Annotated in this window: 11 protein-coding genes and 1 pseudogene; 9 read left to right on the forward strand and 3 right to left on the reverse strand. The window is 37.7% G+C overall.

The genetic code is table 11. The features are described from left to right. Positions 1-53: 53 nt before the first annotated feature. The 3 genes from JMX75_RS08705 (at position 54) to JMX75_RS08715 (ending at position 2,299) form a co-directional block, all read left to right on the forward strand. Positions 54-647 (forward strand): PepSY domain-containing protein, encoded by a 594-nt coding sequence (locus JMX75_RS08705; RefSeq protein WP_201532024.1) that lies wholly within the window; start codon positions 54-56, stop codon positions 645-647. Positions 648-1,063: 416 nt separating this feature from the next. Next, complete coding sequence (locus tag JMX75_RS08710; protein WP_201532025.1) at positions 1,064-1,534, forward strand: diacylglycerol kinase; 471 nt, start codon at positions 1,064-1,066, stop codon at positions 1,532-1,534. Between the two features lie 42 nt (positions 1,535-1,576). Next, the gene (locus tag JMX75_RS08715) at positions 1,577-2,299 is read left to right on the forward strand and encodes a PAP2 family lipid A phosphatase (RefSeq protein WP_201532026.1); all 723 of its coding nucleotides are present in this window, start codon (positions 1,577-1,579) and stop codon (positions 2,297-2,299) included. 16 nt (positions 2,300-2,315) lie between these two features. Here JMX75_RS08715 and JMX75_RS08720 read toward each other — a convergent pair whose 3' ends face one another. Then, a complete protein-coding gene (locus tag JMX75_RS08720; protein ID WP_201532027.1) occupies positions 2,316-2,864 on the reverse strand; it encodes a manganese efflux pump MntP family protein in 549 nt (182 codons plus the stop codon). 35 nt (positions 2,865-2,899) lie between these two features. Further along, positions 2,900-3,175 carry a metal/formaldehyde-sensitive transcriptional repressor gene (locus tag JMX75_RS08725; protein ID WP_201532028.1) on the reverse strand — a complete coding sequence of 92 codons (276 nt, stop codon included), beginning with the start codon at positions 3,173-3,175 and terminating at the stop codon, positions 2,900-2,902. Between the two features lie 103 nt (positions 3,176-3,278). Between JMX75_RS08725 and dmeF the strand changes: the two genes are divergently transcribed. The 6 genes and pseudogenes from dmeF (at position 3,279) to JMX75_RS08755 (ending at position 8,765) form a co-directional block, all read left to right on the forward strand. After that, positions 3,279-4,202, forward strand: coding sequence for a CDF family Co(II)/Ni(II) efflux transporter DmeF (gene dmeF / locus JMX75_RS08730; RefSeq protein ID WP_201532029.1), 924 nt, complete (start codon positions 3,279-3,281; stop codon positions 4,200-4,202). A gap of 29 nt (positions 4,203-4,231) precedes the next feature. Continuing rightward, positions 4,232-4,579 (forward strand): DUF3147 family protein, encoded by a 348-nt coding sequence (locus JMX75_RS08735; protein WP_227673153.1) that lies wholly within the window; start codon positions 4,232-4,234, stop codon positions 4,577-4,579. A gap of 153 nt (positions 4,580-4,732) precedes the next feature. After that, on the forward strand, positions 4,733-5,305 hold the full coding sequence (locus tag JMX75_RS08740) for a PepSY domain-containing protein (protein ID WP_201532030.1): 573 nt from the start codon (positions 4,733-4,735) through the stop codon (positions 5,303-5,305). Positions 5,306-5,483: 178 nt separating this feature from the next. Then, the gene (locus JMX75_RS08745; protein WP_201532031.1) at positions 5,484-6,143 is read left to right on the forward strand and encodes a response regulator; all 660 of its coding nucleotides are present in this window, start codon (positions 5,484-5,486) and stop codon (positions 6,141-6,143) included. A gap of 112 nt (positions 6,144-6,255) precedes the next feature. After that, on the forward strand, positions 6,256-7,836 hold the full coding sequence (locus tag JMX75_RS08750) for a sensor histidine kinase (protein ID WP_201532032.1): 1,581 nt from the start codon (positions 6,256-6,258) through the stop codon (positions 7,834-7,836). A gap of 128 nt (positions 7,837-7,964) precedes the next feature. Beyond that, positions 7,965-8,765, forward strand: a pseudogene (locus JMX75_RS08755) (hypothetical protein). A gap of 319 nt (positions 8,766-9,084) precedes the next feature. Here the strand turns inward: JMX75_RS08755 and JMX75_RS08760 are convergent. Next, positions 9,085-13,278, reverse strand: coding sequence for an NACHT domain-containing protein (locus tag JMX75_RS08760; protein WP_201532033.1), 4,194 nt, complete (start codon positions 13,276-13,278; stop codon positions 9,085-9,087). Positions 13,279-13,316 lie beyond the last annotated feature (38 nt).

The raw sequence follows: 13,316 nt of genomic DNA on the forward strand, positions 1-13,316 counted from the left end.
ACAAAACCACTAACGGTGTGTCAGAAATTGATTTAATACAAAGGATGACTCTCATGAAAAACTTATCAACGCTAACCAAATCAGCACTCATCGCCCTTACTATTGCAGGTGTAGGTGCAACTGCTATAGCCGCCCCTGTTGCCAATACCAAAGCAGTAACAGGATCAAGTGAAGCTGTCAGTGCTATGCAAAGTAAAATCAGCTTAACGCAGGCAATCGATATAGCCAAACAAAACGCCAAAGGCGATCTGGTCAGTGCAGAGTTTGATTATGACGACGATGATGATAATAAAGGTACTGCAACGAGTGAATACGAAGTTGAATTCATCTCTAATGGTACCTCTTACGAGGTCAAGATCGATGCCAATACTGGCAAAGTTATTAAGACTGAGCAAGAAAAATTAGATAAAGAAGATATGGCTGAATACAGCGCCATGAAGCAGGCCAAAGTTACGCTAACTAGTGCTATGCAAAAAGCCACTCAAAGCGTAAATGGTAAAATAATTGGTGTTGAATTCGAGCTTGAAAAAGGACAAGCCTTATATGACATCGAAGTTGTCAAAGACAATCAGATATACGATGTGAGTATAGATGCCAATACTGGCAAGGTTTTGAGTAGTCAAGTTGATATGGAGGACGATGACTAATAATTGATTGAACTGGTTTTTAGATAAATAATCACATAACCACACGTAACTCAGCCGACACCTTAGATCATTAAGGGGTTGGCTTTTTTAATGATAATAAGCTCATTATTACAATAGCTCCTTCGCCAGAGTTTTATGGTATCTCAGTTCACTATAAATTTTTTTCTTAACGCTTTCTTAACAACCTCAAGCTCATACTGATACCCAAGTGCTAACCAGTGCTCTTCTCCTACACTGGGATCCTTACAACAATAATTATATCGGTGATTGCACTTTTCTTATATTTTAACTTTGACTTTAATAGGTGGCAGTAGCCAGTACTATAGTAAAACTAAGTGTCAGCTACTGCTTATTATCTTGTATATTTATCAAAACCTACCACCCGTTCCGATTTTAATGACTAGTAAGCAATCACTATGAGCAACCTCAAATCTGATCTTGACAACGACACTGTAAACTCTAATCATAAAATACAGGAAATTGCCGACACTTTGATTGTGGCTGACAGCTTTGCCAGTAATGTTAAAGGTAAAAAAGGGTTGGCTCGTATCTTGAAAGCTACAGGATATTCTATAGATGGCTTCAAAGCGGCTTATAAATTTGAAGCAGCGTTTAGACAGGTTTTATGGCTCAATTTGGTACTGTTCATGGTCATTATACTTATGCCTTTTGGCATAAATATCAAAATGATACTGGTAGTTGCCTCTTTTTTATCCCTTATCGTTGAGCTTATCAACACGGGTATTGAAGCGAGTGTCGATCATACCTCAACCAAGCAGCACCCCTTAGCGAAAATAGCCAAAGATGTCGGCTCTGCCGCTCAATTTTTATCGCTACTGCTACTGTTTATTTTATGGTTAATGGCGTTATTTAGTCTTTCATACTGAGTAGTGCTTACATTTTTGCGATTTAATAAACAAGGCGTTTTAATGACTTTAGAAAATGACTCCTCTCATTGGATGTGGCTCAAGCTACTTTGCTTAACCATTATTGCGACTCTGATATTTGAGCATAGCCAGTTTGATATTCGTATTAGTGAGCTTTTTTATACTAATGGACAATGGCTTATACAAAAAGGCGCTCAGCCTTACGCCTTTATTTTTTATGATGGGCCTAAAACGTTATTGATTTTATCAGCTATCTATTTATTAGCTATATTAATTGTCAAATACAGAAAATCTTCAAATAACACTTATATTGCCAATAGTAAGTTCAATAAATTTATCGTGCCCTTTTCAATTCGTGAGATAAGTTATTTACTGATTATTCTTATTGCAGTACCTTCTACTATCGCGCTATTAAAGGGTGTCACTCATGTCAGTTGCCCTAATCATTTAACCTTATTCGGTGGTGACTTACCCTATTTAAACATCTGGCAAAATATGCTCACTAAAACCGATGTAAAATGCTTTCCAGCAGCTCATGCCAGCGCAGGATTTTCTTTGTATGGTTTAGCATTTTTACCTACTTTGCATAAGTATCGCTACAGAATATTTGAAATCGTAACCGTATTAGGTTGGACAATGGGACTCTATAAAATGCTATTTGGCGATCATTTCTTTAGTCACACCTTAGTGTCGATGTTGCTGTCGTTAACCATTGCTTGTGCGCTTGCTGGCGTTTTTTTTAAAAGAGCGGCTATTAGTTCATAAAGGATAAAATCTTACTTTAAATAACCATCTTCACACCAATAGCGATCAACACCAAACCGCCCAAAGCTTCTGCCCAACTGCCGAGCCATGTCCCTGATTGGCGTCCTATATAAGCCCCTAAAATACTTAAAATAGCGGTCGTTAATGCAATGATTAAACAGGCAACATAAGCATTAACCGACAATAGATTTAAGGTAAAGCCTGCTGCCATGGCATCAAGACTGGTAGCTATAGCCAACGACAGCAAGGTTTTATGGCTTACATTGATCCGAGTATCGTCATCATTAACTGAACGCGACTCATAGAGCATCTTAATCCCAAGCGCGACCAGTATGACAAAGGCTACCCAAGAAGCCCCCTCAGCAAACCAGCCCAGCATGGTAGAGCCAAGTGCATAACCAATCAGCGGCATCACTCCCTGAGCAACCCCGAAATATAATCCAATGAGTAACGCCATTTTTATAAACTGCGACTTAACATCGCTTCTATGCGTTGAACCAAGACCAATTGAAGCCGCAAACGCATCCGCAGCCAGTGCTAACGCCAATAATAATATTTCTAACATAATAAAATAGTACCTTTTTAAAGACCTTTATCTTTCTACTTTAGGTAAGTTTTTAGGATAGACAACACGTCTTCTATCTCTTGTTGTCGTTGTTGCGGGGTAATGTCTTCTGCCCCTAAATGTTCTCTTATATGCTCTTCTAAGACCTCCTTCATGAGACCGTTTACCGCCCCTTTTAATGCCGCTATTTGCTGCAAAAGAGCCATACATTCAGGATTGCCTTCTAATGACGCTTCTATTGCTACTGACTGACCCTTGATACGTCTAATGCGCCCTAGTAGCTTGCTCTTGTTTTTTTGTGTGTGTGACATTGTTTTTATTACCTCATTATATACTGGGGGGTAGTATATTTATTGATGATGTTTATAATACATAAGATTGCCATCTTTTCATACACAGCTAGGGATTTAAAACGTGAAAGAATCAACTATTCAGTGGGAACACTCTCATGATTTCGGTGTCGATAACGCCCAAAACAAATCTAAAGTAAAGATTGTATTCTGGTTAACGACGATAATCATGGTTTTGGAGATCGCTGCTGGTACATGGTCTGGCTCTATGGCATTACTTGCTGATGGGTGGCACATGGGCACGCATTCAGCCGCATTTCTTATCGCTATATTTGCTTATTCATACGCTAAAAAGAACGCTAATAATAAATCATTTAGTTTTGGTACGGGCAAGGTAAATTATCTCGGTGGTTTTGCGAGTGCCATTGCATTAGCCATTGTCGCATTATTAATGATTTTAGAATCAGTCCAACGAATAATAGAGCCAAACAACATACATTTTAACGAAGCCATTATCGTTGCTATTGTCGGTCTAATCGTAAACATAGTGTCGGCATTTATACTTAAAGATGACCATCACCATCACGATCACGATCATGGTCATGGCGATTCCGACCATCATCATGACCATGATCACAATATGAAAGCGGCTTATTTACACGTTTTAGCGGATGCCCTCACTTCTGTGCTTGCTATCGTGGCGTTATTAACTGGTAAATATATGGGCATCATCTGGATTGATCCTGTCATGGGCATTGTCGGTGCAATAGTGATTCTTCACTGGTCTTATGGATTGATCAAAGAATCGAGTACCGTGCTTTTAGATAAATCTGTTGATGTTTCAACTTTTGAGAAGATATCGCAGACTCTCGATAAGAGAAATACGATTATTAACGATATTCATGTGTGGAAAATAGCGTCAACCCACCAAGCCGCCATTCTTTCAGTATCCTCCCCATCCCCTTTAAGTACGGAAGAATACAAAAAAATATTATCAGAGTCATTGCCTCAGCTTTCTCATGTGTCTGTTGAAGTTAATAAAATCTGAATGGGGTGATCTGTGTCTAGGAGAGTACCTTGAATATATGGCTTAAATACGCAATTACTGCCTCACTGGTTGTTGTTATCTCTGAGGTTGCCAAACGTAGCGACAGAGTCGGCGCTTTGCTTGCCTCCTTGCCCTTAGTCACTCTCCTTACCTTAATTTGGCTGTATGTTGAAAAGCAACCGATAGCTAAGATAAGTAATCACGCCTACTACACCTTTTGGTATGTTCTCGGAACGTTGCCTTTTTTCTTGTTATTCCCTTACCTGCTCAATAAATTTGGTTTTGGTATGGCACTATTGTCTAGTAGCTTGCTGACGGCTTTATTTTTTGCACTATTCGCAACTGTGCTACAAAGCTTTAAGATAAATCTGTTCTAGTGAATAGGTTTCATCACTCTCAATTTTTCAGCCTCTAATCAAACGCTTACTCTACGCTAAGTTTCTCCTATGTCTTATTTTGTATGATGGACACATCTGACATTCACATCGATGATGTAGTCAGCCATGAATCTTAAATACGGAGTAAATATTATGAAAAAACTATCAACACTAAGCAAATCAGCCATCGTTGTCGTTGGTGCTTTAGGTATCGGTACCATCGCCATTGCCTCAGGTCAAATACCCGCTATTTCAGGCGCAAAGATTAGTGACGCAGTTGCAATAGCGAAAAGTAAAATCAGTCTAGAGCAAGCCATCGCTATTGCGCAAAAAACAGTCAAGGGAGACTTGATTAGCGCTGAATTTGATCAAAACGATTATATGGCAGGTGGCGAGTATGAAATCGAATTTATCACCAATGGTGTGGAGCATGAAGTAAAAATTGATTCCAGTAGCGGTAAAGTTTTAAAGACCAAACAAGAAAAACTTGATGCAGAAGATTTAGCAGAATATGAAGCTTTGAAACAGGCTAAAATCAGTCTAACCCAAGCCATGCAAAAAGCGACGAAAAGTATCAATGGTAAAATTATTGAAGCCAAATTTGATTTTGATAACGGCATACCCGCTTACGAGATTGAAATGGCTAAAGGGATGGAAATATACAAACTAATGATCGATAGCATGAATGGTCAGGTTATCAGTAGTCAGTTAGACGATGATGATTAATGCGGTAAAAATTTAGTTTCAATATATTTCCACGAAGCTCTACTCTGTACACTAGTATCGATTAGAGCTTTTTAATTCAAATACCGTTTAAAAAGTGCCACTATAACTAAAGCAAACCGTCTTTTATATTTTGATAACCCTAATAGCCAAGAAAATAGCTCACAAATAAGGAATACCCATGCGCGTATTACTGGTCGAAGACGATTTTATGATTGGTGAGAGTCTGAGTGAAGCGTTGCAAGATGAGGCTTACACTGTCGACTGGGTGAAAGATGGTCGCCAAGCTATCCTGACATTAAGGGTGCAGCCTTATGACATCATCTTATTAGATTTAGGCTTGCCAGAGGTTGATGGTATGGGCGTATTAACTGCTATGCGTGATGCCAGGATTGATACACCAGTGTTAATACTCACCGCACGCGATCAATTAAAAGACAGAATTGCAGGATTAGATTCAGGGGCCGATGATTATGTCGTTAAACCTTTTGAGCTAGCAGAAGTCTTTGCACGAATGCGTGTACTGATTCGCCGTGCCCAAGGTAAAGCGGATAATCAGGTAGTGGTTGGCAATTTGAGTTTAGATACCGCGCATAAACGAGTCATGATGGATAGCAATCCTGTAGATTTAACCGCTAAAGAATACATGCTGCTCACTACCTTTATGCAGTCTCCTGAAAAGGTGATGTCAAAGACTGAGCTTGAAGACTCACTGTATGGCTGGGGCGGTGAAGTTGAAAGTAATGCTATTGAGTTTTTGATTCATAGCTTACGTAAAAAGGTCGGACAAGCTAGAATTAAGAATGTTCGCGGCCTTGGATGGTATATCAGTAATGCCTAACTTTAAACACATGACTTTAAAAACACCTTGTCATTTCTAGAAGATAACTGATATGCCTAAATTCCGTAAGCTCCTTAACTCCCTACAATTCCAACTAATCTTTTGGTCCGTTTTGTCATTGTTACTATTGGCCATAATCGCGGGGGGTTACGGGTTTTGGTATAGCTATAACGAGATAAATGACTTTCAAGATGATAATTTAAAAAATACCGCCGCTTTATTAGAGCAGTCGCTTAATATTAGTAGTTTAAATAGTAATTCGGCTGCTTTAGGCAATGAAAAGCTTGCCAGCAGCAATATCCATTTTGATACCGATGACGATGATGGTGCTATTACCGTTGATATTGTCATACTCTCTGCTTCACTCGATAACGGAGTGCAAGATTATCAGAACAATAAAAGCGATGATGAGCATGATTACTCAGAGCCTATACCGATGGCGTTAGTAAGTGGCATTCCAAAAGGAATAAGTGATCAAGATATTGACGGCCATTCTTGGCGAACTTATAGAAATGATGTCGAGATCAAGTCTTTAGATCCTAATGAAGAAGTGGCGCTAATCTTACGCCAACAGACGGATTTACAGGATGATTTAGCCAAAGCCAGCGCTTTACAGTCTTTTTTACCGCTTATTATCGGTATAGCATTATTACTGCTTTTACTCCCTTTTATCATGTGGCGAATGATGAAACCTGTGCGCCAATTACATCATGAAATAAGCGCACGTAATGAAAATGACTTGAGTCCTTTGCATATTGACAGACTGCCCTCTGAATTGCTGCCACTAGCCGAATCTCTAAATAGATTATTGGCTTTGGTAAAAGTCAGTATTGAACGTCAGCAACGCTTTATCGCTGATGCCGCCCATGAACTGCGCTCGCCACTGACTGCCATTTCATTACAGCTACAACGACTACAGCGTATTACTAATGATGACATTATGTCGGAAGGTCTTGATAAACTAGCTATTCGCCTGAAACGTAATCAAAGTTTGGTTGAGCAGCTATTAACACTGGCACGAGCGGGTAATATCAATACAGCACTCAGTAATGAAGATACATCGACTAACGTTAAATTTATAATCGAACAAGTCATCGGTTTACTCATACCTATTGCAGATAATAAGAACATTGAGCTGACTGTCGATTTAGAGTCTAATAGCAAAGTAAAGATAGATGAGACTTCACTATTAATGCTCATCAAAAATCTGATTCAAAACGCTATTATTTACACGCCATCTGGTGGTCAAGTAATGATTAAACTGTACCAACTTAAGCCACACTCAGATAGCTTGGATAAATTAGCTCTAAATACTCAATATAATTTTGGCTCACATATAATTCACTCTGGAAAACCAAGTAATCTATATAAAACGTCAGGTAGCAGATTGGTATTGCAGATAATAGACTCAGGTGCAGGCATTCATCCTAGCGATTATGAAAATGCTTTTGACCCTTTTGTACGGCTCAATCAGCTAACAGCAGCTACTGATCAATCCAGCGATACTATAAGCGCTTTAAGATCAGATAGTGCCAGTAGGCAATCACAAGAAATTGAAGGCACAGGACTTGGGCTCTCTATCGTCAAGTCAATCTGTGAGCAGGCAGGTATCGATGTCTTTATGAATGACTCTACTTCTGAAATTGTAAATTTAAATGGGAATCGAGGACTTTGTATAACGCTAATCTTCTAAACCCATACATACAAATTTTAATAGCTTTAATTAGCTATATCTTCACACTTTCTTAACTCCTCTACTGATAATTTAGTGACGTCTACAACGTAACATTAAATTTGCTTCTCAATAGAGTGAATCCACCTATGAATACAACCTTGAACGCCCGATATTCACCCACTGGTTCTAGTTACGATCCCCTGTTAAAAGCTTTGTCCAAAGTTCCAGAAGTTACCCTTCTTTTTTGGATAATTAAAATCGCTGCTACCACGCTTGGTGAGACAGCAGGTGACGCCTTATCTATGTAGCTAAACCTAGGCTATATTGTCAGTACTGGTATATTCGCTGTATTGTTTGCTATAGCAGTAGCCACCCAAATCAAAGCTAATTCATTTAATAAATGGTTATATTGGATCACCATTATAGCGACAACGACTTTGGGAACAACGATAGCGGATTACGTGACTAGATCCTTAGGAATTGGCTACGCTGGCGGGTCAGCGCTGCTAGTAGCTCTACTTGGTATGTGTTTAATAGCGTGGCAAAAAACGATGGGCAGCATTGCCGTCAATAGTATTAGCAAACCTAAAGCGGAAGTATTTTATTGGACGACAATTATATTTTCGCAAACATTAGGTACTGCACTTGGTGACTGGGTAGCAGACACTAAAGGCATGGGCTATACAACGAGTGCTATCATTTTTGGCTCTTTATTAGTACTTATTGCTCTAGCCCATTTTGGTACTAAAATATCTAAAACACTATTATTTTGGAGTGCTTTCGTACTGACTCGCCCTTTAGGAGCGGTGTTAGGTGACTTTTTAGATAAGCCCATTAATCATGGCGGTCTTGCCCTAAGCCGCTTTGGTGCATCAGCTGCGCTGTTAGGCTTTATTATTGTTTGCTTACTAGTGTTCAAACAGCGAGCTAGTGCTAAAGCGCATTGATGATAATGCATCTAGTAAAACTTATTTTATGGATCAAATGATAATTTCTTAGATGCTAATAGCCTTATTAACGAGGGATTGAAATTATTAGTGTAATGAATAAATATTGATGATAATTGAATATTGGCAGTAGTAAAAAAGGGTGCTAACGTACTACGATATATAGCGTTAGCACCCTTTCCGTATTTAGCATTTTACTTAGGTAGTGTGCTTAATATTGGAGTTTCCGTATTTAGCATTTTACTTAGGTAGTGTGCTTAATATTGGAGTTTGCCCCAGGAAACTCTTAAATTTTTAGTTTTCCGTATACTTATAAAACTCAAGTTGTAAAGAAAAAATCCTCACCGACCAACTCGCCATCTTCTAGGTAATATACACCCGAAATATTTAACCTTTTTTCAGTTGATTTAGTACCTCCGTACATCGCAATCTTCTCGGACAGTATTGTCCAAATTACCTTACATCCAGTATCATTTTGCAGATCTTCTAATACGTCCTTTTTCACAATTAGGTTGTTGCCAGACTTATTCCCATAAAAAGAAGCATCAAACATTACTAATTCATCATTCTCATTAACCCATGAACCAGAAAATTTATCATTTTTTAAATCTAACGCTTCAAATAGTAACTTAGCAGGTGCGCTGATGTTATAGCCTAAATCACGATTTTTTATCCCTTCTGAAATGTGACTTTCTGAACAAACATAGACTTCACCTAAACTATCTTCATTTGAACCAGCTCGGCGTTCATATATGTTTTGCCACCCAGAATTACCGTAATATTCATTTTCATAGACTTCAAGTAGAGGCGACCAGTAATACTCTAAGTTAAATATATCGTTATGCCTCTCTACAGGCTCAGGCATCCATCGACCCATAAAGTTTTTATTTTTTATATTTGTTACGACCAGATCAAAATCTTCATTTTTTACTAGGTATGCTTTGACCATATACCACATACTTTGATATGAGCCAGAATAATTACCATCACCCAACTTTTTATTAGGCTTAAAGTCAATATGCCTATGTAAAGACAACCATTCTTCATTTTGGAAGTCGTTTAAAATGACTTCTTTTGAATCAACTAAATTATCTTTTGAAACTACCCATTCTTCGAAATCATCGCTCCAACCATTGTAATTGGGAGAAGTTATTAGACGAATATCTGTTGAATCAGGGGGAATAAATGTAGGGTCTATATCTCTAAAAGAAGGCTCTACAGAACCGTTGTACCATATGTATTTCTTATCATCTTTCCAACGTGTTGATGGATCTGTCATTTTAAAGTTATCTGCTACTCTAGCTACTACTTCATACATTGCCATCCACTGATATTTTTTACCAATTCGTTCTACACTATTTTCACTACGACCTGTATATGGGATATTGTTGTCAAACTCGCCGTGTTTTTCTGAATTATAGCCAAATTTATCAAAAATTATTTCTATGGCATAATTACTAAGCTTATCAATCTGCACGTTTTCCCAATCGTCTAAACTTGACTGGAAGGTATAACGCCCAAAATCACCGTACCAACCTATACCTCTACCATACTCTGTCGTCATTGAGTCTATAATTTTATCTTGAGCAAAACGATGTTTAGGAATGGTTTTATCTTCATAATCATTCGCGTACTCATTGTCAATGTCTTCATTACTAGGAATAGTTTTAGGAAACACACTTTTATATGGTGGTCTAGCTAACTTCAGCTCACTTTCGCTAAAACCTACTAAATTATGACTATTAGCATATTCAATGATATTTCGAGCAAAGTCTCTTACAAGAACATTAGGATACACCTCTTCTTTAGCGAAAATATTGCTAAGGATAAAACTGGATATCTCATTTATTGATTCATGGCTCTGTGACGATAATATTGCACCATACACTGAAGCTAAAACACGCTCAAACACATAAGGATCATCTACTTCTTGAAAGGTTGATAGCAATTGAACCGCAACATGAATATGGTTTTGCAGAAGGCGAGTCAATGCTATTGTGGCATTGTCTCGTAACTTAATGTTTGTACTGGTAAAAACCCAACTAAGGGCAACAGCGACTAGGTATCTGCTAGTATCGGTTAAACTCTCTGAAAAACCTTGTTTTTTTGCCCAGTCGATAAGCGTATAAATAGCAGAATCATCATTGATATAGCTATCACTAATATGTGTCGTCCAAAACGCATCTCTATCAGCTAAACTATACTTTGAAAGCCACTCGTGCAACTTTTTAGCATTTAATGGATGATTTTCTTTACCTGCTACCTTGTACTGTAGGTTTATAAATTCTGCAAACAGTCCTCTAGTTCTCAAAAGACTTTTATTTATATAACTTTTGCACTTGCTCAAATCAAAATTGCTATTGTCACGCCAGTACAAACCGTCAATGAAAGCACAGCCAAAAGAATAGTTTTGATGAACTTTATCCTTATCTAACAATTCAAACAGCTCAACTTCAAATTTGCTAGGAATAAGCACAGTTAAGATACTCAATGTGCCTTGTGATAGATATTGGCTTTTATACATTATGCTTGATATATCACAACTTAAGTAAGCTTCTAAATCATTCAGTGTCGCATTGTCATTACAAATAAATTCAGCGGTCAAATAGTCATAAAAACGCTCATACGAGAAATAAAGTATTTCGCTATTATCTCTTTGATTTTGGTAAGAAATCAGTAGGTTCTCGTCAATCAATACTTGCAAAAATGCATCTGCATTTAAAGAATAGGTTTGAGCATCGACAACTTGAATTGCATCTTCATAAGTTAACGATTGAGTATTATTACGAAAAATTTCTTCAGCTAACTTATTCAGTGTTTTTTGCACATAATTAAGAGCAGGTCTATATCCAAACTCATCAGCTATCTTGGCATTGATTGATGAGAAGTAATTATCGAAAACTTCTGTCAATACCATTGTGAAGTCATCGGTTTTTGCGTGTTTTCTATACTCGCAATAAATTTTAAGAAATAAAGGATTCCTAAACTCTTGCGTTAATAACGGCTCTTTGGGCAAAGCTAACTGATAGTACTCAAAGAATGACCGAACCGCCTCAAAAACGTTAGACTGAAACCCAAGATGGTGAATCTCATTGACTATACTATCCTCGATATCTTGCTGTACGTTAGTTAAAATCCCTTCTTTATATTCACTTCGAACTGATAGTACCAATGCTACCCAAGGATATTTTTTAAACTTTTCAATAAAACCTGCCAGTGTATTTTTCCAGAATGAACGTCCTTTGCCTTCGTTCAAAGCATCAATGACAATAGGAACTCTCTCTTGTTGAGCGTGACCTATGGTGTTTAAAACACCTAGAAATACATCTTCATTACAGTCAAGTCTTAGCTCATCTTTTAAGATTTGCGTCCAAGGGTTCGTGGTGTCTGTCAATGTTTGACCGAGAACGAAAATGCTGGGCTTATTATCTTTAATCAACTTGTTTGAAAAATCACCCAATAGATGAGACTTGCCAATACCCGCATCGCCATAAACGATCAGACAGGGATGATTAAATAAATTAAATGTTTGTAACTCAACTTCAAAATCATCAATAGCATTCCTAAATTCGTACATGTCATTTTGAAACGTTCGTCTATCGCTATCACTTTCAATTGTTCTGCTTTCTTTACTAATTTTATCGAGAATGCTTCTAGATAACCTTACTATTTCTTTAACTGCTATGTCATCAGTATTTCCAATTATGATGACGTTGGCGTCTTCTCTTGATATATTTTGCCAACTATCTACTAAGCAATTTGATAGTTTACTAAAGTCATCCTTTAAATCTAACCCATACTTATCGCAAAATTCTTTTAAACTTTTAAGTGCTTTATAGAGCAAGTTAAGTTTCTCAAAAATATAGGTTCTTGACTGTTTATTCTTCAATACAGCATCAAGATAATGATTGATCCCATGTATTTCCACGTTGAGTTCAGGCGTGAACCTTGGTCCTAAATTTTTAATAGACGTATTGACCTGTTCGGCAAACCATGTTTTAGAAAAGCTATCCCCACCAAACCAAAATTGAACCATGCCCGCATTTTCAGGTTTTTGAAGTTTATTATTAAGTTCAAAAGCACCCCAAAACTCAACCTCAACGGTCATTCCTTTATCTGACGCTATCGCTTCACAATCTTCTACGAAGTCATTCCACCTATCTTGAAGGTACTTTTTATCTGGTATTCTTGGGTCTGCTCTATCAATAGGACAACAAACGTAATACTTCACCAGATTTGGGTGCTTTGTGATAGCTGTCTCAAACGATTTCTTAATCTGCTTGAATTGACTATCTTGAATATCGAAGAAGTACTTAGCCTGCCAGCCAATCTCTTCTTCATTGTCTAAAATTAAATAAGACTCAACGCCACCATCAGGAGCTTTTACTCTAATATATTGACCATTTTCTTTGTTCTCGTTATAAGCTAATTGGCAAACAACCTCTTCAAAGGCTGTGTTTTGTGAATACTCATAGCTTTTTATATCTTTCCAGTTGATATTATTTGCTAGCATAAACGTTGGTACACCTACTCAGATAAATGATTATATCG

Origin of the sequence: Psychrobacter sp. LFX-11D (genome assembly GCF_904846475.1) — a bacterium.
GTDB classification, from domain to species: domain Bacteria; phylum Pseudomonadota; class Gammaproteobacteria; order Pseudomonadales; family Moraxellaceae; genus Psychrobacter; species Psychrobacter cryohalolentis.

Bases quoted from the DNA above. Each gene is read 5' to 3' on its own strand.
- JMX75_RS08705 (WP_201532024.1), top strand. From the start codon at position 54: ATGAAAAACTTATCAACGCTAACCAAATCAGCACTCATCGCCCTTACT.
- JMX75_RS08710 (WP_201532025.1), top strand. From the start codon at position 1,064: ATGAGCAACCTCAAATCTGATCTTGACAACGACACTGTAAACTCTAAT.
- JMX75_RS08715 (WP_201532026.1), top strand. From the start codon at position 1,577: ATGACTTTAGAAAATGACTCCTCTCATTGGATGTGGCTCAAGCTACTT.
- JMX75_RS08720 (WP_201532027.1), bottom strand. From the start codon at position 2,864: ATGTTAGAAATATTATTATTGGCGTTAGCACTGGCTGCGGATGCGTTT.
- JMX75_RS08725 (WP_201532028.1), bottom strand. From the start codon at position 3,175: ATGTCACACACACAAAAAAACAAGAGCAAGCTACTAGGGCGCATTAGA.
- JMX75_RS08740 (WP_201532030.1), top strand. From the start codon at position 4,733: ATGAAAAAACTATCAACACTAAGCAAATCAGCCATCGTTGTCGTTGGT.
- JMX75_RS08745 (WP_201532031.1), top strand. From the start codon at position 5,484: ATGCGCGTATTACTGGTCGAAGACGATTTTATGATTGGTGAGAGTCTG.
- JMX75_RS08760 (WP_201532033.1), bottom strand. From the start codon at position 13,278: ATGCTAGCAAATAATATCAACTGGAAAGATATAAAAAGCTATGAGTAT.